Below are 19,141 nucleotides of genomic sequence, written 5' to 3'. Positions count from 1 at the left end.
ACCGTTCATGACAGACCAATGCAGAATTCACCGGTTCACCGCGGCCAACCGAGCCTTGGCAGCCATTTCCGAGGCTCGGTTGCGGTTTTGAAATCAAGCGGCTTCTTGCATTGCGCGTTCGTTGACACCGCTTTCGCCGAGCTTGGAAAGCGCTTCGTCGGTCGCGACCTCTTCCTTGAGAGTTGCCCTGAGCAGCTCGACAACGTCGCTCTTGCCGAGTTCTTCCGCCCACGCGATCAAAGTGCCGTAGCGAGCGATCTCGTAATGCTCGACGGCTTGCGCCGCACCGACAAGCCCGGCGTCGAGCGCGGGAGCACCGTTATACTCCTCGAGCACTTCCGAGCCCTCTTCGATGATGCCGTCGATCGCCGGGCAGGTCTTGCCGCGGGCCGGCTTGCCGAATTTCTCGAACACCTCCTCGAGGCGGTCGACATGTCCTTCGGTTTCCATGCGGTGTTTCTCGAAGGCGGCGGTCACTTCTTCCGACTCCGCGCCCTTGGCCATTTTGGGCAGTGTTTTCAGTATCTTCTTCTCGGCGTAGTAGAGGTCTTTGAGCCCGTCGAGGAACAGATCCTCAAGGCCCTTGCTTGCCGCCTTCGCGGCCTTTTTCGTGGTCGCCATGATCCTCTCCCGAATGGTTGGTGCCGCCTCGCAAAGTAGAGGCGTCCCATAACCCTCCGACGGGAAACAAGTTCCCTGACGGTCCGGGAGCCTTGAAAATTTTTCCGACCCGCCGTGTAGTGTCGCAAGGGGCCTCGACCTGCGGCAGCAATCGGCCAGGAAAGCGCCGTCAGCGCTCGCCGATATGCTCGACCAGGCGGGTATATTCGGCCTCGGCCAGGCCGTAGCCGCCATCCGCCAGTGCGACGAGACCATCGCGATCGCGAATGATAATTTCGCCGCGGCGGGACCGGATGAGCCCTCGCCCCTCGAGCAGCTGCAGCGCGACCGTGACACCCGGACGTCTTACGCCAAGCATGATCGACAGGAATTCGTGAGTGATCGTCAGCCGGCCGCCGTCCACCCGATCGTCACACATGAGCAGCCAGCGCGCCAGCCGGTCTTCAAGTTTCGATCGCGCGTTGACCAGCGCCGTATAGCCGGTCTGGACATGCAGATATTGCACGTAGCGCAGCAAGAACAGCCGCAGCGTCGGGCTTTGCGTCAGCGCCACCTTGAACGGCTCGGCGTCGATCCTGGCGGCTTCTCCCGCCAGCTGCACATAGCAATCATGGATCGTACGGTCGTCGCCCATTATCAGGGCCGAGCCGGTCATACCTTCCAAGCCGACAAGGCCAACTTCCGCATCGCTGCCGTTCGGCATTTTCGCAACCACCGAACCGATGCCGTCCTCGAGGAAATAAATGGCCTCGATCGGCGATCCGGACACTTCGAGCGATTGCCGTAACTCCAGTGAACAGCGCTCGATGTGCGGCTCGAGAGATGCGAAATCGCCGGCGCTCATCCGGCGCAACAGCTTGTTTCTGTATAGATTTCTATTGGAAATTGCTGGATCAGACATAGCTGGCCCCAAGACAGGGCAAGAGCTTTTTTATCTCCCAGCCGTCCGCGCCCGGTATAACCTGCGGACGATAACGCTCATATAAGCACTGAAAGGTATGGAGCCTACTAAATAAAAAAATGAATCGATGCACGACAGTTTCTCCTGCCGCTTGCCTACGAAAACATCCGACTGAAAGTTAGAGTTGGAAACGTACCAAAGACGGTTTGGTACGAAAACGACAATTGAGGTCACCGGACGCGAAAGAGCCCGTCGCGAGGGATGCAACGGGCTCCATTCGGGCGTCGTGGGCTACGCCCAATGATCCAAATGAGGGGTGGGTTGGATCGCAGCAACAATGCAGGTGCAAGGCAGTCGTTCCCAAACTGTCTGTTTGGTAATTTCCGTACATTGAGTTTGGACGAGAGCGGCGCTAATTGAATTGGAGTCGTCCACACAGACATGGCGAGTGGACGCTTGAAAGACGCTTCGCGCTTTCGCCCTTTTTCAAGGGAGGATGGCATGTCGATGCAAGGTGCAGCAACTCCAGCCGAACTGAGCGTGCTGAAAAAAGCGCTCGACGACTGCTGCCGTGAGTTGGGTGTTGCGGACGACAGTCCTGTCCGCGAGCGGTTGGCCGCCCGTATCATGTCACTGTTCAACGAGGGTGTGCTCAGCGCCGATCTGAAAGAAGCGCTGGCCGCCGATCGACAACACTAAGCTGCTGCTATGGTGGTGTCCTCGGTGCCGAAAGGTTCGGAACCGGGTCGCCGTTTTTAGCCAAGGATCCTGGTTGGCCAAGGATCTTGGAAATCTTGTCTCTTCACGACAAAACGCCCGGCGCTTGTTGCCAAGCGGCAGGCGTTTTTGTCGTGAACGGACACTAAGGCGCGTCGCGTTCGACCGGCCTCATGCGATGCGCTTTAGGTTCCTGTTTTATGCATGTCGCTATCACAAAACCGCTGCACACTTTTGCGCGACATGCATTAAATGCGCCCAAGCAGGACCAGGATAATGACGATAAGCAGCACCAGGCCGAGGCCGCCACCACCGTAATAGCCGGTGCCATAGAACGGTCCGCCGCCCAAGCCGCTGAAGCCGCCAAGCAAGGCAAGGACCAAGATTATGATGAGAATGGTTCCAAGGCCCATGATGTCTGCTCTCCTTGTTTGCGCTGCCGCCATTCGCATCAGCGCGTCGCATTGTACAAAGGTATGAACTCGCAAGAAGCATTCCTGTTCCGGCGGAACGGTAAGGCGTACGCTCATGCGGCGAGCAAAATGCCGGGCCGTGCCGTCAGAAAAGTCCACAGATGCATGCCCGCGGAGAATGGCATGGCGGTCGCCTTGAACACCTGAGAACATGCTGAATTTCATGGGGAATTTGTCGGAACCTTCGCCCGCCCGAACGGTTGTTTTCGTAGTCGCAACGCGACGACCCTCGTAAAAAGGAGAAGCATCATGCTCACGAAAATTCTCGCCGCTTCGGCGCTTACGATCGGTCTGGCCACGTCAGCGATGGCCCAGAACGTCGGCGACCCGTCCGGAGCCGCTGCCGACGGTAGCGGGCGGACGGTCGTAGTCCCGGATAATGGCGGCCCTGACACCGGCACGGATTCGACCATCACGAATAGCATTCGCGATTTCTCAACGACGAATTCGAATGCCGACCGGAATTGCCCGCCTGGCCCGCAGGGGGCTCTGCCCGATGCGACCGGCAAGGCTCCGGGCACGATGGCGCCGACGGTGAACGACAACCACTGCGGCAAGTAAGCGCCCGGTCATCACAGCCTGACGAGGCCGCGGAGCATAAGCTCCGCGGCCGGCTGGTTTTGCCGTAAAATCAGCCTAGCGGCCGCGGTGGTCGAAGCTGACCGCGATATCCCGACCGTCCAGCGCCCGAACGATGAAGCCAACCAGCTCCTCGTCGGTTTGCCGGAAGCAGGGAAAGCGTTTGCGCAAATCGGCTATGACGACGGTGGTCGAGAGAATGTCGCCGGAATGATAGTCGGCCATGATGGTATGAACGGCAGCGTCGGTGTCAATACCGATTCCTAGCGGCGACTTGATCTGCCCCACGGAAGCCTCCACCCATCTCTCCCAGCCAACGATAGCAAGACTGCCGCAAAGCGAAAGAGCTTGTACGATTCCGTACGATCTCGTGGCTTGCGTTGCACTTTGCAGGACGCAGCCGGCGTCTTTTGTTTTGCGTTTCCAAACCATTGTTTGGCGTGGCGGCGGCTGTGGCCGCCACGACCAGGCAACCTCGCCGCAGCTTGCGCGTTGAGCCATCGGAGGGATGACATCAGCCTCGGAGAACCCCCATGAAAACCCTTCTATCCATCACTGCGGCAGCGATGATGGCTGGCGCACCTTTGGCTGCTTTTGCCCAATCGGCGACGCTGACGCCTCTAACGACCGACACCATGAGCAAGGTTGACACCGCGACGTTCGTCAAGACCGTGCCCATCGCCAATACATTCGAAATCGAATCGAGCCGACTTGCGCAGACGCAGGCGACTGCCGACGACGTGAAGGCATTCGCGGCGCAAATGGTCACGGACCACACCAAGGCCGGCGAGGACTTCAAGGCGGCGCTCAGCAAGGGTCAGACGACTTCGGCCACCGCGCCAGCCGGCCCGTCGCTGGACACCAAGCACCAGGCGCTGCTCGACCAACTCAAGGAGGCCAGCGGGGACAGCTTCCAATCGAAATATATCGACATGCAGACCCAGGCGCATAAGGAAGCGGTGGCGCTGTTTTCCGCTTACGCGAATTCCGGCGACGATCCGGCGATGAAGGAGTTTGCCAAGAAGACGCTGCCGGTGCTGCAAATGCACGAACGTCATCTCAAGGACCTCGCTGCCGCGCATCAATGAGAGCGAAGAGTGCCTTTTGCAAACGAAAGGCCGCCCCACACACGGCCTGTGTGACGCAGCTGTCGTCCGGCCACACGGCCGGGAACAAAGCACCGAGAGTGCCGTTATTTATCCGGCTTGTTCGGGGAGGATCCAATGGAAGGCGGCATTCGCGGGGCCTCAAGGATAGTAGCGCCGGCTTTCGGCGCCGTCCTGGTCGCCGCTGTCACAGGCTGAAATCGCTTTCCGAACGGGACAGGCTGCCTTCATGCGCTACGGCGAGATATTTGCAAATGTTACGGCACTCATGTTGCTGGCCTTGATGATTGGCGGCGTCTTCGTCCTGTTTGGAGAGCCGCTGTGGTCGCGGCACTACGCGAGAATGGTGCTGGTTACGGATATCGATGCCATGACCACCGCGTCAGTCCGAACAAGCTGCGTGCCCAGTCCCTGCCTGCCCGACACCATCGATCACACCGTGCTCGCTCCTCGCCCCGAGGACGGACCTTGATTTGCGATTTGCAGACGCTGGAGCCGGGTACGGAAAAGCCCGCCGCCCGAGCTGCGCGGCGGGCTTTTTTGGTGCATCAACTCACGGTAGACCGTCTGGCCACGACTAGGTCAGGATAATCACGATCTTGTAGGTATTCGGGTCGACGATGACGATCCGGCCGTCGGCGAGCACGAAATACTCATAGCCTTCGTAAGCCGGAACGATCTTGACGATGCGCGCCGGCAGGCGATGCAGCCGGACCTTCTTTCGCGGAACCTCGACACCGACAGAGATGTCGAAATCGACGCTGGAAACCGGTTGGACGTTCGTCTCCTTGATGACCTGCGTGATCTCCGTCTTCTGTTCAACGGTTACATTGTTGATGGACGCGGTCGAACTCTGGTCTTGCGTCTGCGTCGAGGCATTGCCCTGAGTCTGCTCGGTGGTCGTGGTCCCAGTCTTGCCCTGAGCCTGCTCCTCGGTCTTCATTTTCGTGTTGCCTTGGGTCTGCTCGGTGGTGGTGGGTCCGGCCTTGCCTTGGGCTTGCTGATCGGTCTTCATCTTTGTGTTGCCCTGGGCCTGCTGGTCAGTCGTGGCGCCAGCCTTGCCCTGAGCCTGCTCGTTGGTCTTCAGTTTCGGTTTGCCCTGGGCTTGCTGGTCAGTCGTTGCGCCGGCCTTGCCCTGGGCTTGCTCATCGGTCTTCAGCTTCTTGTTGCCTTGCGCCTGTTGATCAGTCGTAGCGCCGGCCTTGCCCTGGGCCTGCTCGCCCATTTTGGCGCCGTTCTGGCAATTGGCAGTGCCGGCTGCACAATTGGCGCCGGACTGGTCGTCGGTCGACTGCTGCGTCTGGGCAAGTGCAGCCCCGCAGCTGACGCTGATTGCTAGCATGCTGGTGATCAGAACGCCTTTCATGAGAGATCTCCTTGGAAAACGCGTCCCTTCACCGCGTAAAACCGCGGCTAAAAAACTTTGTTCCAAACTAATGGAGCGAAACGGCAAGCGATCCGAGTGGCGGAACAAGCTCCACCTGATGACGTTACCGGCCTATAGCGACCCCGCTGCGAACAGCATGACGCGGCGCAGCGCAGAGGTGGCTCACGACGAAAGGAGACGATCATGAGAATGCATCTTTCGGCAGCCGCGGCTGGGTTCTTGCTGCTTGCGGGTATTGGCGCCGCTGCCGCTCAGGACGTGGTCATCGAACCGCAGCAGGAGACGATCGTACGCGAGTATGTGAAAAAGCAGCCTCTGGCGTCCGTGCAGCTTCCCGGCGTGGAGCTCAATGTCGGCTCGACCCTGCCCGATACCGTCGAGCTTCATGAGGTTCCCGACGTCAAATACCGCTATGTCGTCGTCGACAATCGGACCGTCCTGGTCGATCCTGGCACGCGCAGGATTGTAAAGGTCATCGAGTGAGCAAGCGCGTCGCTTTGAAGGGACATGCGGCGCGTCCAGCATTGTCGACATCCCACACTGCTGCCCGTGTTGGGCATTCGGACGCAGAAAGGCCCGCCGCTTCGAAGCACGGCGGGCCTCATATCGGAGACGACGTCCGGACAATTTCTGAACCAGCATTGGCTTAGAACGCATGATCCCAGCACGCCCTGTGCTCGCCAGGCCCGAAACTTTGAGAGAATATTCCTGGCTTCGCATTTCGCGGGAAATACGGTGCTTTGATCCGACGGTCAGCATTCCCGATGATGCCAGCAAGGCTTGGCACTCCGCCTGGCCGCAACGACTTCAGAACCGACGGGATAGATCATGTCTGGGAATACCAACACTTTGCTCTCATTTCTCTCCGCAAGTATAAACCGGCGCGCCGGTCTGGCTGTACTTTTCGCGTCGGCGGTTGGGATTGTCGGCCTTGCTGCGCCGTCGTTCGCCGAAGACAAGACGGCGGTCAAGGTCGGCATCATGAGCGGCGAGGACGAGGATGTGTGGCGCGTCGTCACCGCCCAGGCGGCGGAGAGGGGGCTGACGATCGAGACCGTGGTGTTCAACGACTACACCCAGCCGAATGAAGCACTCGAGCGTGGCGAAATCGACGCCAACGCCTTCCAGCACAAGCCCTATCTCGACAACCAGATCAAGACGCAGGGCTATCACATCGTCCCGGTCGGCTATACCGGGGTCTGGCCGATCGGCCTCTATTCCAAGAAGTACACGAAGATTGCCGACCTGCCCGAAGGCGCCGTCATTGGCGTGCCGAACGACCCGTCCAACGAGGGCCGCGCACTGCGCGTTCTGCAGAGCGAAGGTCTGATCAAGCTCAGGGAAGGCACCGGCATTCTGGCTACGACGACCGACATTGCCGAAAACCCGAAGAAATTGGTCGTCAAGGAGCTTGACGCCGGGATTGTCGGGCGCTCGGTGGAAGACCTCGACGGGGCCGTGGTCAACACGGATTGGGCGCTTAAAAGCGGCCTCACACCGGAGAACCGCATCGCCCAGGAGGCGGTGGCCGACAATCCCTACCGCAACTTCATCGCGGTCAAGGCCGGCAATGAAAACCAGCCCTGGGTAAAGACATTGGTCGCCTCCTACCAGAACGAAAAGGTGAAGGCCGAATTCGACCGAGTCTACAAGGGAACCGGCATCAGCGCCTATTGATACCGAGCTCGACTTGGCGCTGAAGCCCGGCATGATAAAGCGGTCCGCGCTCCAACGCGGACCGCGATCGCGTTTTGCGGGCACGAATACAGGAACTTTCATGAACCAGCATTTCGCCTCGGTCACCGAAGTCATGCATCCCGTCGGCGGCCGCTCCGCGGGACCGAACGATGTCGTGCGCCTCATCGAGCTGAAGCGCTGCTTCGGCGCGACAGCGGCGCTGGACGGCGTATCGCTCAGCGTGCGCCAGGGCGAGATCCTCGGCATCATCGGCCGGAGCGGCGCCGGCAAGTCGACGCTGATACGCTGCCTGAACGGCCTGGAGCGGCCGGATACAGGACAGGTCTTCATCGAAGGCCGCGACATCAGCCGGCTCGGCGAGCGCGAATTGCAACCGCTGCGCCGGCGTATCGGCATGATCTTCCAGCATTTCAACCTGCTGTCTGCCAAGACGGTCGAAGACAATGTAGCGCTGCCGCTCAAGATCGAAGGCCGGCCCAGGGCCGAACGCCTGGCGCGCGCTGCCGAGCTGCTCGAGCTCGTCGGCCTGTCGGAGAAGGCGAAAGCCTATCCGGCGTCGCTGTCGGGCGGGCAGAAGCAGCGCGTCGGCATTGCCCGGGCGCTTGCGGCGCGCCCGGCGCTGCTGCTGTCCGACGAAGCGACCTCGGCATTGGACCCGGAGACGACGCGCTCCATCCTCGCCTTGCTCAGAGATATCAACCGGCAGCTCGGCCTGACCATCCTGCTCATCACCCATGAGATGGAGGTGATCCGTTCGATCGCCGATCGTGTCGCGGTGATCGACGCTGGGCGGATCGTCGAGCAAGGGCCGGTGTGGTCGGTGTTTGCCGATCCGAAGTCGGCGATCACACAAAGCCTGCTCGGCGGCATCCGGCCGCAATTGCCGGCGGAGATCGCAAGCCGGCTAACGCAGAACGCCGGCGTGGAGGCGATCCTCAGGATCGACGTGGCGGGTGAGGCCGCCCGAAGCCCGCTTTTGTCCGATCTTGCCTCGGCAGTTCCCGGCTCGTTCCGCCTCGTGCATGGCGGCATCGATCACGTCCAGCTGCAGCCTGTCGGGACACTGTTCGTGGCGGTCGCCGGCAGCAATGAAGCTCACCTGGCAGAGGTGATCGCGTTCTTGAAAGCCCGCCAAGCGCGGGTGGAGGTGCTTGGCCATGTCGCCGGTTCTGTTTGAGCTTCTCGTCCGTTCGATCTGGGAAACGATCCTGATGACGGCCGCCTCCGGCCTCATCTCGCTGGTTTTCGGGCTGCCGCTCGGCCTGGCGCTGGTCGCCACCGACCGCGGCGGTATCGCCGAAAACCTGTGGGTGAACCGCGCGCTCGCAGCGGTCATCAACGGCTTCCGCTCGGTGCCTTTCATCATCCTGCTGGTTGCGCTGATCCCGGTGACGCGGCTGATCGTCGGCACCTCGATCGGCACCTGGGCAGCGATTGTGCCGCTGTCGATCGCGGCGACGCCCTACTATGCCCGGATCGCCGAAGTGTCGCTGCGCGAGGTCGACCACGGGCTGATCGAGGCAGCACGCGCCATGGGCGGCAACCGCTGGACGATCATTCGAGAGGTGCTGGTGCCGGAAGCGTTGCCCGGCATCGTCGCCGGCTTCACGGTGACGCTGGTGACGCTGATCGGCGCCTCGGCGATGGCCGGCGCCATCGGCGCCGGCGGGCTCGGCGACCTCGCCATCCGCTACGGCTACCAGCGCTTCGAGACGTCCGTCATGATCGCCGTTGTCATTGTGCTGATCATCCTGGTCTGCGGCATCCAGTGGGCCGGCGACCGGCTGGTCGCGAGGCTGGACCACAGGGCATAGCGGTGCGCAGCGGTCTGGGCGATATGCCAGCACCCGGTAAAACCCTCACAGCCGGTCCGGCTTCTCCACCGCGCTCAGCGCCGCCAAGCCTTGTAGCGGCGGCTCTCCGGCCTGCAGATATCGTTGGATCAGTTGCTCATCCTCTGCGCCTTTATAGGCTAACGGAATACCTCTGATTTGAGCGGGCATGTCCCAATCAAGCGGCCGATCCTCCGGCGCGAACCACTTGCATCGCCGAACCTCCACCCAATGCCGGCGAATTGACAAACAATTGCCGAGGCCGTCGTCTTCGTAGCCGAACTCCACTCCACAGCACGAACATATGATGTAGCTGGGTTCTTTGCCGTTCTCGCCCCATGGCAGATCGGGAGATTGATCGAGGCCGCAGACACGGCATTTGAATTTCTCTTGTGGATTCATTTGATCCCGAACAGGTCCCTGGCTTGCTCGGCGGTATAGTACCCTAGCCTGACGTCCCGAGCGACCAATTCCGGATCCCGCTGCAACGGATCGCCGTAGCCGCCGCCGCCCGGCGTGCTAACGCGCACGCGGTCGCCTGCCTTCAGCGCGATGTCCTGTTCCTTGGAGAGGTGCGGCGGCACATGTTCCTTGCCGTCGCGGAACACGGTGACCGTGTTGACCGCGCCGTCCTTGCCGCCGAGCGCGCCTTGCGGGCCGAAGCGGCCGTGATCCATGACGAAAGAGGCGCGGGCGTCGCCGCGCAGGATCTCGACCTCATAGGCGAGGCCAAAACCGCCGCGATGCTTGCCGGCGCCGCCCGAGCCTTCGCGCAGGGCGTAGTGGCGGTAGAGCACCGGGAAGGCCTGCTCCATGATTTCGACCGGTGGCGACTTGGAAATGCCGATGGTCGAGCAGCCATTGGTCAGGCCGTCGTGACCGGCATTGCCGCCATAGCCGCCGCCGGAGATCTGGTACATGACATAATCGCGGCCGCGCGCCGGATCGTTGCCGCCGAGCGCGAAATTGCCGCTGGAGCCGGCGGGAGCCGCCGTCACCTTGTCCGGCAACGCCTGCACCATCGCCGCGAACACCGCCTCGGCGATGCGCTGCGAAACCTCGGCCGCGCAGCCCGATACCGGCCGCGGATATTTGGCGTCGAGGAAGGTGCCTTCCGGCCGCTTGACGATCAGCGGCTCGAAGGCGCCGGCGCTGATCGGCACATCGGGGAAAATGTGCCGCATGGCGAGATAGACCGAGGACAAGGTCGTCGCCAGCACGCTGTTCATCGGCCCGGCGCAGGGCTTTGATGAGCCCGAGAAGTCGAAGCTGAGCGTGTCGCCTTTTTTCTCGACTGCCAGCGCGATGATCAGCGGCTCGTTTACCACCCCGTCTGAATCGACGAAGGCCTGCGAGCGATAGATTCCGTCGGGAATGGCCGATATGTTGACGCGCATCTGTTCAGCGGCGCGGCGGCGCAGTTCGGCGATCGCATCGACGACCGTTTCATCTCCGTAACGATCCAGGATTCCGTTCAGTCGGTCCTGACCGATCAGCAGTGCCGCCGCCTGCGCGCGGATGTCGCCGATGCGCTGGTCGGCAACCCTGATATTGGAGCAGATGATGGCGTAGATCTCAGGGTCGAGCATGCCCTTCTTGAATAATTTCACCGGCGGCAGCCGCAAGCCTTCCTGCTCGACCGCTGTTGCCGAGGCGGAGAAGCCGCCCGGCACCGAACCACCGATGTCGGGCCAGTGGCCGGTGTTCGACAGCCAGCAGAATATCCTGCCGTCGCGGTAGACCGGCATGGCGAAGCGCACATCCATCAAATGGGTGCCGCCGAGATAGGGATCGTTGACGATGTAGATATCGCCTGGCTCGGGCGGCAGGCAGCGACCGTCGGCGATCATCTCGATCACCGTTTTGGTCGAATACTGCATGACGCCGACGAACACCGGCAGGCCCTGGCTGCCTTGCGCGATCAGCGAACCATCGAGCGCCGAATAGATGCCATCCGAACGGTCATTGGCCTCGGCGATGACAGGCGAGAAGGCGGCGCGCGAAAATGTCAGGTCCATTTCGTCGCAGACTTGCTGTAGCGCCGCCTGGATGACCGAAAGGGTGATGGCGTCGAGTTTTTCCATCTCAGGCCTCGCCGATATCGATGATGATGTTGCCGTCGGCATCCGATCGCGCCCGGTCACCGGGCTCCAGCACAGTCGTCGCGTCCATCTGTTCGAGGATCGCCGGACCTTCGATTGTTGCGTCGAGCGGCAACTTCTCTCTGCTGTAGACCGGCGTGTCGTACCAGCGCCCGCCATACCAGACAGGCCGGATCTCGCGCCGCGCCTCTTCGAGCGTTTTGGCGCGCCCAGCCGGGTCGATCAGCCGGGACAGATCGATTGCCGGCCGCACGCCGGTGACCGAGGTGTTGAGGTTGACCAGATTGGCGCGGATTTCCGGCAACTGGACCTTGAAGCGGGCGAAATAGGCCTTCTCGAACAGTTGCTGCAGTCCCTCGCGTGTCACCGCAGACGACGGCAGCGGCACGTTGATGATATGCGTCTGGCCGACGAACTGCATGTCGGCGGAATGCGTGACGCGGATCATTTCCGGCTTCACCGCCTCCTTGCCGATCAGCTCCTTGCCTTCGTTTCGGTGCCGTTCCAATGTCTCGTGGAGTTGGATTTCATCGAGACGGGCCACCGGCTGGTTGACCGTATTAACGAAATCATGGCGCAGATCGGCGACGACGCAGCCGAGCGCATTGGTGATGCCCGGCCGCGCCGGCACCAGCACCTTGGGCAGGCCGAGCTCGCGCGCCAGTGCCGTCGCATGCAGCGGCCCGGCGCCGCCGAAGGCGAACAGCGCGAAATCGCGCGGGTCGTGGCCGCGCGACACCGACACCATGCGGATGGCGCCGGCCATCTTCACGTTGCCGAGCCGCAGCACCGCACCCGCCGCCTCGACGCCGGACAAGCCTGTGGCGCGGCCGATCCTGTCCTCGAATATGCCGGTGACCCGTTCGACGGTGACCGGGTTTTCCACCGCGAGCAGCTTCTTCGGCGCCAGCCTGCCGAGCACCAGATTAGCGTCGGTAATGGTCGGCTCCAAGCCGCCGCGTCCGTAGCAGATCGGGCCGGGATTGGCGCCGGCGCTTTCCGGGCCGATCTGGATCAGACCGGCCGCATCGACGCGGGCGATCGAGCCGCCGCCGGCGCCGACCGTATGCACCGCCACCATCGGCACGTGGATCGGCATCGCATACTCGATCTCGATCTCGTTCGACACCGCCGGCTCGGCGTTGCGGATCAGCGCCACGTCGGTCGAGGTGCCGCCCATGTCATAGGTGACCAGGTTTTCGAAGCCGGCGCGTTTTCCCGTATAGGCGGCAGCAATGACGCCGGAAGCGGGGCCGGACATGACGGTCTTGGCCGACTCACGTGTGACAAAGCGGGCCGAGATCATGCCGCCATTGCCGTTCATGATCAGGAAGTCGCGGGCGTAGCCTTTTGACGCCAGCTCCTTGCGCAGCCGCTCGACATAGCGTTCGAGGATCGGTTGCACCGAGGCGTTGACCGAAGCGGTGACGCCGCGCTCGAATTCGCGCGCTTCCGAAAGCAGCGCATGGCCTGTCGTGATGTAGCCGTTCGGCCAAAGCTCGGCCGCGATCTCGGCGGCACGCCGCTCATGCCTCGGGTTGGCGTAGGAATGCAGGAAATGGATGACGAGGGATTCGCAGCCGGCCGCGATCAGTTGTGAAATCGCTGCCCGCATCTCGGCCTCGTCGAGCGGTATGCGCACCGCGCCCGAGGCCTCGACCCGCTCCGACACTTCGAGCCGCAGATTGCGCGGAATGATCGGCACGAACGTGCCTGTCATGCCATAGGCTTGCGGCCGTGTCCGCCGGCCAAGCTCGATGACGTCACGAAAGCCGCGCGTGGTGATCATGCCGGTTTTGGCCAGCCGGCGCTCCAGCACCGCGTTGGTGGTGGTCGTCGTGCCGTGCACGATGAGGTCGATGCCGTCGACGGGAAAGCCGGTGGCACCAAGAGCTGCAACGACGCCGAAAGCCTGGTTGTCGACCGTCGTCGGGGTCTTGGCGATATGCACCCGGCCGCCGTCACGGCCGTCGATCAGAAGCAGGTCGGTAAAGGTGCCGCCGACATCGATACCGGCGACGACGCTGCCCGTCGAATCCAGAGCTTGCGCCGAAAAATTCTGTTCCATTGTCGAAACCCGAAATGCCCGAACTGCTTACATGCCTCAGTTTGGAAAGCTGTTTTACGGCGGCGTCTTGACGCAAATATCGTTTGTATACTAATAAATTCCGGACACAAGAGCTTACCGCTTCGGAGTGTGCAAACGGCACGCTGGAACCTGACCGGTTCGGGCGCGCAGGTGAAGATTTGGCGCGGGCGCTGAGCTGGCCCGGAAGGTTAGGTTTGATGAACACCATATCCGCGTTCAACACTGCCGGCGCCCGGCCGTTGCAGTTCCCGATACCGGCCAATGTCTATGCCGAAACCGTCGTCTCGGTGAAGCATTATACCGACCGGCTGTTTTCGTTCCGCATCACCCGGCCGCAATCGCTGCGCTTCCGTTCCGGCGAGTTCGTCATGATCGGCCTGCCCAATGCCGAGAAGCCGGTGTTCCGCGCCTATTCGATCGCCAGCCCTGCCTGGGACGACGAACTCGAATTCTTCTCGATCAAAGTGCCGGACGGCCCGCTTACCTCGGAGCTGCAGAAAATCGAGATCGGCGATACCGTCATCATACGGCAGAAGTCGACCGGCACGCTGGTGGTCGACGCGCTGACGCCGGCCAAGCGCCTGTTCATGATCTCGACCGGCACCGGCATTGCTCCATTCGCCAGCCTGCTGCGCGATCCCGATACCTATGAGAAGTTCGAGCAGGTTATCCTGACCCATACCTGCCGCGACAATGCCGAGCTCACCTACGGCCAGGAACTGGTGGCCGCACTGGAGAACGATCCGCTGATCGGCGAACTGACCGGCGGCCGCGTCACGCTGTATAATTCGACGACGCGCGAGACCTCCGAGCGCATGGGCCGCATCACCGCGCTGATCGGCTCGGGCAAATTCTACACCGATCTCGGCATCGACAGGCTCAATCCCGAAACCGACCGCATCATGATCTGCGGCTCGATGCATATGCTGAAGGACGTCAAGGAACTGGCCGAAAGCCACGGCTTCCAGGAAGGCTCGCTGCATCATCCGGCAAGCTTCGTCGTCGAGCGCGCCTTCGTCGGCTGAGACGCGCAGTTCAGCGTCCACTGGTTCGAGACCCTGATTTTGATCATGCGGTCAAAAATCGGCTGCCTTGACTGTCTTTTTCCGCTATGACCGCTTGAAGGACTCGTGAAGCGCTGCTTCACGGTCTATCTTCGGCATAAGTCGCTGAACAAGGGGCAGGAGATGAGCAGCACAATCCGCGAAACCGACGTCGGCATATCGAAGGTCACGCCGCTGCCGGCACGCGCCGCCGCCAATGCACCAATCCCGCAAGCCCATGGCATTGCTCGCAATCCCGGCATGAGGCTCGATCTCGGCTTCATGGAATCGATGCGCGGCGTCAACCGCTCGGCGCTGGAACGCCGCGTCGCCAGCCTGACCAAAAGACGCTCGATCAAGGCCGATAACCAGGCCGCCTGGCTGCTGCGCGCCGTCGCCTGCATGGACCTGACGACGCTGAACTCGAACGACACGGAAGAGCGCGTGCGCCGGCTTTGTGCCAAGGCGGTCAACCCGTTCCGTCGCGACATTGCCGAGGGGCTCGGCATTACTGGTGAAAAGATCCGCCCGGCGGCGGTCTGCGTCTATCAGCCCTTCGTCGCCACTGCCGTCGAAGCGCTGCGCGGCAGCGGCGTCCATGTCGCCGCCGTTTCCACGGCTTTCCCGCACGGCCTTGCACCGCTTTCGACACGTCTGCAGGAGATCGAAGCATCGGTAAGGGACGGCGCCGACGAGATCGACGTCGTCATCCCGCGCGGCCTGGTATTCGGGGCGAAATGGCAGGAGCTCTATAACGAGATTGTCTCGATGCGCGCCGCTTGCGGCGAGGCCCATCTGAAGGTGATCCTCGGCACCGGCGACCTCGCGACGCTGCGCAACGTCATGCTCGCCTCGATGGTGGCGATGATGGCGGGTGCAGATTTCATCAAGACCTCGACCGGCAAGGAAAGCGTCAACGCGACGCTGCCGGTCGGCCTTGCCATGGTGCGCGCCATCCGCGCCTATTTCGAGGAAACCGGCTATCTCATCGGCTTCAAGCCGGCCGGTGGCATTTCCACGGCAAAAGCCTCGCTCGACTGGCTGGTGCTGATGAAAGAAGAACTGGGCCGGCCGTGGCTGGAGCCGGAGCTGTTCCGCTTCGGAGCATCGAGCCTTTTGACCGACATCGAGCGCCAGCTCGAGCATCATCTGACCGGCCACTACTCGGCCAATCATCGCCACGCGATGGCGTGATTCGGAGCGCGCCATGAACATTCTCGAACGCTATCATGCCATGGAATACGGCCCGGCGCCGGAGGCGCGCAACGAGGCCGATGCGTGGCTTGCCGCGCGGGATTTCGGCAAAGCGCTGTTTATCGGCGGCGACTGGAAGGCAGCCAGCGGAGGCAAAACCTTCGACACCAGCGATCCGTCCTCGGGAAAGCTGCTGGCCAAGGTGTCGGATGCCGGTGCCGCCGATATCGACGCGGCGGTTTCGGCCGCCACAAAAGCGCTGCCGAAATGGAGCGCCAGCACCGGTTATCAACGCGCCAAAGTGCTCTACGCCATCGGCCGCGCCATGCAGCGTCACCAACGCCTGTTCGCGGTGCTGGAATCGATCGACAATGGCAAGCCGATCCGCGAAAGCCGCGACATCGACGTGCCGCTGGCCATCCGCCATTTCATCCATCATGCCGGCTGGGCGCAGGCGCTGGACAGGGATTTTCCAGGCCATAAGGGGGTCGGCGTCGTCGGCCAGATCATCCCGTGGAACTTCCCGCTCTTGATGCTGGCCTGGAAGATCGCGCCGGCGCTCGCCGCCGGCTGCACCGTGGTGCTGAAGCCAGCCGAATTCACGCCGCTCACCGCGATCCTGTTCGCCGAGATCTGTGAACGATCAGGCGTGCCGAAGGGCGTCGTCAACATCGTCCAGGGCGGGCCGGAAGCGGGTGGGGCAATCGTCAATCATCCCGGCATCCAGAAGATCGCCTTCACCGGTTCGTCCGAGGTCGGCAAGATCATCCGCAAAGCCACCGCCGGTTCGGGCAAGAAACTGTCGCTGGAGCTTGGCGGCAAGTCGGCCTTTGTCGTCTTTGAGGATGCCGATCTCGACAGCGCCGTCGAGGGGCTGGTCGACGGCATCTGGTTCAACCAGGGCCAAGTCTGCTGTGCCGGCTCGCGCCTTCTGGTGCAGGAGGGCATCGCCGATGCCTTCATCGCCAAGGTCAAGACGCGTATGAGCCGGCTGCGCGTCGGCAGCCCGCTCGACAAGAACACCGATATCGGCCCGCTGGTCGATTTGACCCAGCTCGATCGCGTCAAGGGCCTGATCGCCGAGGGCGCCAAGCAGGGCGCAATCTGCTGGCAGCCGGACTCGGCGCTGCCCTCCTCGGGCTATTACCATCTGCCAACGCTGGCGACAGGTGTTTCGCCGGCTAACATTCTGGCACAGGAAGAGGTGTTCGGGCCGGTGCTTGCCACCATGACCTTTCGCAACACCGAGGAAGCGGTCGAGCTCGCCAACAACACGCGCTATGGCCTGGCCGCTTCGGTGTGGAGCGAGAACATCAATCTTGCCCTGCACGTCGCGCCGCAATTGAAGGCCGGCGTCGTCTGGGTCAACGGCACCAATATGTTCGACGCCTCCTGCGGCTTTGGCGGTTACCGCGAGAGCGGCTTTGGCCGCGAAGGCGGGCGCGAGGGCATGTTCGAATATCTCTCGGCAAAACTGCCGCTCGGCCCGGTTATCAAACCGGCGACGTCTTCGGCGCAACCTGTCGAGCAGGCCGAAGGCGACGCCATCGACCGCACGGCAAAGCTGTTCATCGGCGGCAAGCAGGTCCGGCCGGACGGCAATTATTCCTTCGCCGTCGCCACCGCCAAGGGCAAGCTTGCCGGCGAGGTTGGTCTCGGCAACCGCAAGGATATCCGCGACGCCGTCGCGGCCGCGCGCGCCTGCAAGGCCTGGCCGGAGGCGACCGCCTACAACCGCAGCCAGGTGCTCTATTACCTGGCCGAAAACCTTTCGGGCCGCGCCGACGAGTTTGCTGTGCGCCTCACCCAACTTACCGGCGCGACCGCCAAGGCGGCGCGTGAAGAGGTCGAACTGTCGATCGAGCGGCTGTTCCTCTATGCCGGCTTGGCCGACAAATTCGAGGGTCGCGTCCACCAGCCGCCGGCCCGCGCCGTCACGCTGGCACTGCACGAACCGGTCGGGGTCGTCGGTATTGTCGCGTCGGACAACGCACCTTTGCTTGGCTTGATCTCGCTGGTGGCGCCGGCGCTCGCCATGGGCAACACCGTGGTCGCCGTGCCGTCCGAAAAATACCCGCTGCTTGCCACCGACCTCTACCAGGTCGTCGAATATTCCGACGTTCCGGCAGGCGCCATCAATATCGTCACCGGCAGTAGCGCCGAGCTTGCCGGCGTATTGGCCAAGCATGACGATGTCGACGGGCTCTGGGTGTTCGCCGATGCCGAGACTTGCGCCAAGGCCGAGGCCGAGTCCATCGGCAATCTCAAACGCGTCTGGACCGGCAACGGCCACAGCCTCGACTGGGCGTCGAACGAAGCAGCCGGCGATGCCTTGCTGCGCCGAGCGATCGAGGTCAAGAACGTCTGGGTGCCCTACGGCGACTGAGTGTCCCGGAGGGACGTCCGGGCTTGACGGGCCAACAAATGTTCTTTACCGAGAAAAAACATTTGGCTGGCAGGCGAATATCGAAACAGGCGGGATGGTAGTGCCCGGCTGGCACATTGCGCCCCGGCCTTGCGCCGGTAAAAGCCGAACGACCACAGACGGGCGAGGAGAAAAGCATGGCGGATCTGACAGGCAAAATCGTTGTCGTCACGGCGGCGGCGCAAGGCATCGGCCGGGCGAGCGCGCTGGCGTTCGCCAAGGCCGGCGCCGTCGTCCATGCCACCGATATCAACGAGGTGGTGCTCGCCGACCTCGGCAAGACGCCCGGTATCAAGACCCGCAAGCTCGACGTGCTGAACGACGAGGCGGTGAACGCCGCTTTTGCCGAGATCGGCGCCGTCGACGTGCTGTTCAATTGCGCCGGCTTCGTCCATTCCGGCTCGATCCTCGAGATGAAGGACGGCGATCTCGACTTTGCCTATGATCTCAATGTCCGCTCGATGATCCGCACCATCCGCGCCGTGCTGCCCGGCATGCTGGAGCGCGGCGACGGCTCGATCATCAACATGGCATCGCTGGCCAGTTCGACCAAGGGCGTGCCGAACCGCTTCGTCTATGGCCTGACCAAGGCAGCCGTCATCGGCCTGACCAAGTCGGTCGCCGCCGACTATGTCGGCAAGGGCATACGCTGCAATGCGATCTGTCCGGGCACGGTCGAAAGCCCGTCGCTGCAGGACCGCATGCATGCGCAGGGCGACTACGAAGCAGCTCGCGCCGCCTTCATCGCCCGCCAGCCGATGGGCCGGCTCGGCACGCCCGAGGAAATCGCCGATCTCGCCGTCTATCTGGCCGGCGCCACCTATACGTCGGGGCAGGCTTATAATATCGACGGTGGCTGGTCGATCTAAGAGGCCATTTGAAAACCCTACTCCGCCGGGCGCCTGACGCGGCTTTCTGCGCTTCCGGTGCTCACGTACTTTAAGTACGCTCCGCTCCGGTTCTCGAAACCCACG

Annotated in this window: 20 protein-coding genes; 12 read left to right on the top strand and 8 right to left on the bottom strand. The window is 62.3% G+C overall.

Translation table 11 applies throughout. The features are described from left to right. Positions 1-93: 93 nt before the first annotated feature. Together NKI16_RS22600 and NKI16_RS22595 are read right to left on the bottom strand one after the other, a co-directional pair. Positions 94-621 (bottom strand): YciE/YciF ferroxidase family protein, encoded by a 528-nt coding sequence (locus NKI16_RS22600; protein ID WP_292655403.1) that lies wholly within the window; start codon positions 619-621, stop codon positions 94-96. 169 nt (positions 622-790) lie between these two features. Beyond that, on the bottom strand, positions 791-1,465 hold the full coding sequence (locus NKI16_RS22595; protein WP_502894436.1) for a Crp/Fnr family transcriptional regulator: 675 nt from the start codon (positions 1,463-1,465) through the stop codon (positions 791-793). 558 nt (positions 1,466-2,023) lie between these two features. On the opposite strand from NKI16_RS22595, the gene NKI16_RS22590 reads away from it, so the two are divergent. Then, positions 2,024-2,221, top strand: a complete 198-nt coding sequence (locus NKI16_RS22590) for a hypothetical protein (RefSeq protein ID WP_292655400.1) — start codon at positions 2,024-2,026, stop codon at positions 2,219-2,221. A gap of 266 nt (positions 2,222-2,487) precedes the next feature. On the opposite strand, the gene NKI16_RS22585 is transcribed toward NKI16_RS22590, so the two are convergent. Continuing rightward, entirely contained in the window at positions 2,488-2,652 is a 165-nt protein-coding gene (locus NKI16_RS22585; protein ID WP_023677107.1) for a DUF3309 family protein, read from the bottom strand. 309 nt (positions 2,653-2,961) lie between these two features. Between NKI16_RS22585 and NKI16_RS22580 the strand changes: the two genes are divergently transcribed. Further along, positions 2,962-3,273 (top strand): hypothetical protein, encoded by a 312-nt coding sequence (locus tag NKI16_RS22580; RefSeq protein WP_023720549.1) that lies wholly within the window; start codon positions 2,962-2,964, stop codon positions 3,271-3,273. A gap of 75 nt (positions 3,274-3,348) precedes the next feature. Here the strand turns inward: NKI16_RS22580 and NKI16_RS22575 are convergent, their stop codons facing one another. Beyond that, complete coding sequence (locus tag NKI16_RS22575; protein ID WP_352755699.1) at positions 3,349-3,591, bottom strand: hypothetical protein; 243 nt, start codon at positions 3,589-3,591, stop codon at positions 3,349-3,351. 233 nt (positions 3,592-3,824) lie between these two features. Between NKI16_RS22575 and NKI16_RS22570 the strand changes: the two genes are divergently transcribed. Together NKI16_RS22570 and NKI16_RS22565 are read left to right on the top strand one after the other, a co-directional pair. Next, positions 3,825-4,379 carry a DUF4142 domain-containing protein gene (locus NKI16_RS22570; protein ID WP_352575226.1) on the top strand — a complete coding sequence of 185 codons (555 nt, stop codon included), beginning with the start codon at positions 3,825-3,827 and terminating at the stop codon, positions 4,377-4,379. A 247-nt stretch (positions 4,380-4,626) separates the two neighbouring features. Continuing rightward, complete coding sequence (locus NKI16_RS22565; protein WP_352782499.1) at positions 4,627-4,869, top strand: polymerase; 243 nt, start codon at positions 4,627-4,629, stop codon at positions 4,867-4,869. Positions 4,870-4,974: 105 nt separating this feature from the next. Here the strand turns inward: NKI16_RS22565 and NKI16_RS22560 are convergent, their stop codons facing one another. Continuing rightward, a complete protein-coding gene (locus tag NKI16_RS22560) occupies positions 4,975-5,763 on the bottom strand; it encodes a DUF1236 domain-containing protein (protein ID WP_352683906.1) in 789 nt (262 codons plus the stop codon). Positions 5,764-5,967: 204 nt separating this feature from the next. Between NKI16_RS22560 and NKI16_RS22555 the strand changes: the two genes are divergently transcribed. From NKI16_RS22555 to NKI16_RS22540, 4 genes are all read left to right on the top strand, one after another. Next, the gene (locus NKI16_RS22555; RefSeq protein WP_023677114.1) at positions 5,968-6,267 is read left to right on the top strand and encodes a DUF1236 domain-containing protein; all 300 of its coding nucleotides are present in this window, start codon (positions 5,968-5,970) and stop codon (positions 6,265-6,267) included. A 345-nt stretch (positions 6,268-6,612) separates the two neighbouring features. Then, a complete protein-coding gene (locus NKI16_RS22550; protein ID WP_023677115.1) occupies positions 6,613-7,461 on the top strand; it encodes a MetQ/NlpA family lipoprotein in 849 nt (282 codons plus the stop codon). 133 nt (positions 7,462-7,594) lie between these two features. Beyond that, the gene (locus tag NKI16_RS22545; RefSeq protein WP_352782630.1) at positions 7,595-8,659 is read left to right on the top strand and encodes a methionine ABC transporter ATP-binding protein; all 1,065 of its coding nucleotides are present in this window, start codon (positions 7,595-7,597) and stop codon (positions 8,657-8,659) included. Continuing rightward, a complete protein-coding gene (locus NKI16_RS22540) occupies positions 8,640-9,296 on the top strand; it encodes a methionine ABC transporter permease (RefSeq protein ID WP_352782501.1) in 657 nt (218 codons plus the stop codon). Before NKI16_RS22545 ends, NKI16_RS22540 begins: the two co-directional genes overlap by 20 nt. Before the next feature lie 45 nt (positions 9,297-9,341). On the opposite strand, the gene NKI16_RS22535 is transcribed toward NKI16_RS22540, so the two are convergent. From NKI16_RS22535 to NKI16_RS22525, 3 genes are read right to left on the bottom strand one after another with little or no spacing between them, the layout of a single operon-like run. After that, positions 9,342-9,716 carry a hypothetical protein gene (locus tag NKI16_RS22535; protein WP_352617851.1) on the bottom strand — a complete coding sequence of 125 codons (375 nt, stop codon included), beginning with the start codon at positions 9,714-9,716 and terminating at the stop codon, positions 9,342-9,344. Continuing rightward, complete coding sequence (locus NKI16_RS22530; RefSeq protein ID WP_352782503.1) at positions 9,713-11,398, bottom strand: hydantoinase B/oxoprolinase family protein; 1,686 nt, start codon at positions 11,396-11,398, stop codon at positions 9,713-9,715. The genes NKI16_RS22535 and NKI16_RS22530 overlap by 4 nt, the downstream gene beginning before the upstream one ends. 1 nt (position 11,399) lies before the next feature. Beyond that, positions 11,400-13,484, bottom strand: coding sequence for a hydantoinase/oxoprolinase family protein (locus NKI16_RS22525; protein ID WP_352571525.1), 2,085 nt, complete (start codon positions 13,482-13,484; stop codon positions 11,400-11,402). A gap of 218 nt (positions 13,485-13,702) precedes the next feature. Between NKI16_RS22525 and NKI16_RS22520 the strand changes: the two genes are divergently transcribed. The 4 genes from NKI16_RS22520 to NKI16_RS22505 all read left to right on the top strand — a co-directional run bounded on the left by NKI16_RS22520 (position 13,703) and on the right by NKI16_RS22505 (position 19,036). Beyond that, positions 13,703-14,530: a ferredoxin--NADP reductase gene (locus NKI16_RS22520; RefSeq protein ID WP_023677121.1), complete on the top strand. Its 828-nt coding sequence runs from the start codon at positions 13,703-13,705 to the stop codon at positions 14,528-14,530. Positions 14,531-14,692: 162 nt separating this feature from the next. Beyond that, positions 14,693-15,742, top strand: a complete 1,050-nt coding sequence (deoC, locus tag NKI16_RS22515) for a deoxyribose-phosphate aldolase (RefSeq protein ID WP_031211867.1) — start codon at positions 14,693-14,695, stop codon at positions 15,740-15,742. A 13-nt stretch (positions 15,743-15,755) separates the two neighbouring features. Beyond that, complete coding sequence (locus NKI16_RS22510) at positions 15,756-18,128, top strand: aldehyde dehydrogenase family protein (RefSeq protein WP_352691316.1); 2,373 nt, start codon at positions 15,756-15,758, stop codon at positions 18,126-18,128. Between the two features lie 176 nt (positions 18,129-18,304). Then, positions 18,305-19,036: an SDR family oxidoreductase gene (locus NKI16_RS22505; protein WP_254815741.1), complete on the top strand. Its 732-nt coding sequence runs from the start codon at positions 18,305-18,307 to the stop codon at positions 19,034-19,036. The last annotated feature ends 105 nt before the right edge of the window (positions 19,037-19,141 follow it).

Source organism: Mesorhizobium sp. M0698, assembly GCF_040320455.1.
Taxonomy (GTDB): domain Bacteria; phylum Pseudomonadota; class Alphaproteobacteria; order Rhizobiales; family Rhizobiaceae; genus Mesorhizobium.
Note: the sequence above shows the minus strand (reverse complement) of the source record. Positions and strands in the feature narration are given on the sequence as shown.

Coding starts and splice junctions, on each gene's coding strand:
- NKI16_RS22600 (WP_292655403.1), bottom strand. CDS start 621: ATGGCGACCACGAAAAAGGCCGCGAAGGCGGCAAGCAAGGGCCTTGAG.
- NKI16_RS22595 (WP_502894436.1), bottom strand. CDS start 1,465: ATGAGCGCCGGCGATTTCGCATCTCTCGAGCCGCACATCGAGCGCTGT.
- NKI16_RS22590 (WP_292655400.1), top strand. CDS start 2,024: ATGTCGATGCAAGGTGCAGCAACTCCAGCCGAACTGAGCGTGCTGAAA.
- NKI16_RS22585 (WP_023677107.1), bottom strand. CDS start 2,652: ATGGGCCTTGGAACCATTCTCATCATAATCTTGGTCCTTGCCTTGCTT.
- NKI16_RS22580 (WP_023720549.1), top strand. CDS start 2,962: ATGCTCACGAAAATTCTCGCCGCTTCGGCGCTTACGATCGGTCTGGCC.
- NKI16_RS22570 (WP_352575226.1), top strand. CDS start 3,825: ATGAAAACCCTTCTATCCATCACTGCGGCAGCGATGATGGCTGGCGCA.
- NKI16_RS22565 (WP_352782499.1), top strand. CDS start 4,627: ATGCGCTACGGCGAGATATTTGCAAATGTTACGGCACTCATGTTGCTG.
- NKI16_RS22560 (WP_352683906.1), bottom strand. CDS start 5,763: ATGAAAGGCGTTCTGATCACCAGCATGCTAGCAATCAGCGTCAGCTGC.
- NKI16_RS22555 (WP_023677114.1), top strand. CDS start 5,968: ATGAGAATGCATCTTTCGGCAGCCGCGGCTGGGTTCTTGCTGCTTGCG.
- NKI16_RS22550 (WP_023677115.1), top strand. CDS start 6,613: ATGTCTGGGAATACCAACACTTTGCTCTCATTTCTCTCCGCAAGTATA.
- NKI16_RS22545 (WP_352782630.1), top strand. CDS start 7,595: ATGCATCCCGTCGGCGGCCGCTCCGCGGGACCGAACGATGTCGTGCGC.
- NKI16_RS22540 (WP_352782501.1), top strand. CDS start 8,640: ATGTCGCCGGTTCTGTTTGAGCTTCTCGTCCGTTCGATCTGGGAAACG.
- NKI16_RS22535 (WP_352617851.1), bottom strand. CDS start 9,716: ATGAATCCACAAGAGAAATTCAAATGCCGTGTCTGCGGCCTCGATCAA.
- NKI16_RS22530 (WP_352782503.1), bottom strand. CDS start 11,398: ATGGAAAAACTCGACGCCATCACCCTTTCGGTCATCCAGGCGGCGCTA.
- NKI16_RS22525 (WP_352571525.1), bottom strand. CDS start 13,484: ATGGAACAGAATTTTTCGGCGCAAGCTCTGGATTCGACGGGCAGCGTC.
- NKI16_RS22520 (WP_023677121.1), top strand. CDS start 13,703: ATGAACACCATATCCGCGTTCAACACTGCCGGCGCCCGGCCGTTGCAG.
- deoC (WP_031211867.1), top strand. CDS start 14,693: ATGAGCAGCACAATCCGCGAAACCGACGTCGGCATATCGAAGGTCACG.
- NKI16_RS22510 (WP_352691316.1), top strand. CDS start 15,756: ATGAACATTCTCGAACGCTATCATGCCATGGAATACGGCCCGGCGCCG.
- NKI16_RS22505 (WP_254815741.1), top strand. CDS start 18,305: ATGGCGGATCTGACAGGCAAAATCGTTGTCGTCACGGCGGCGGCGCAA.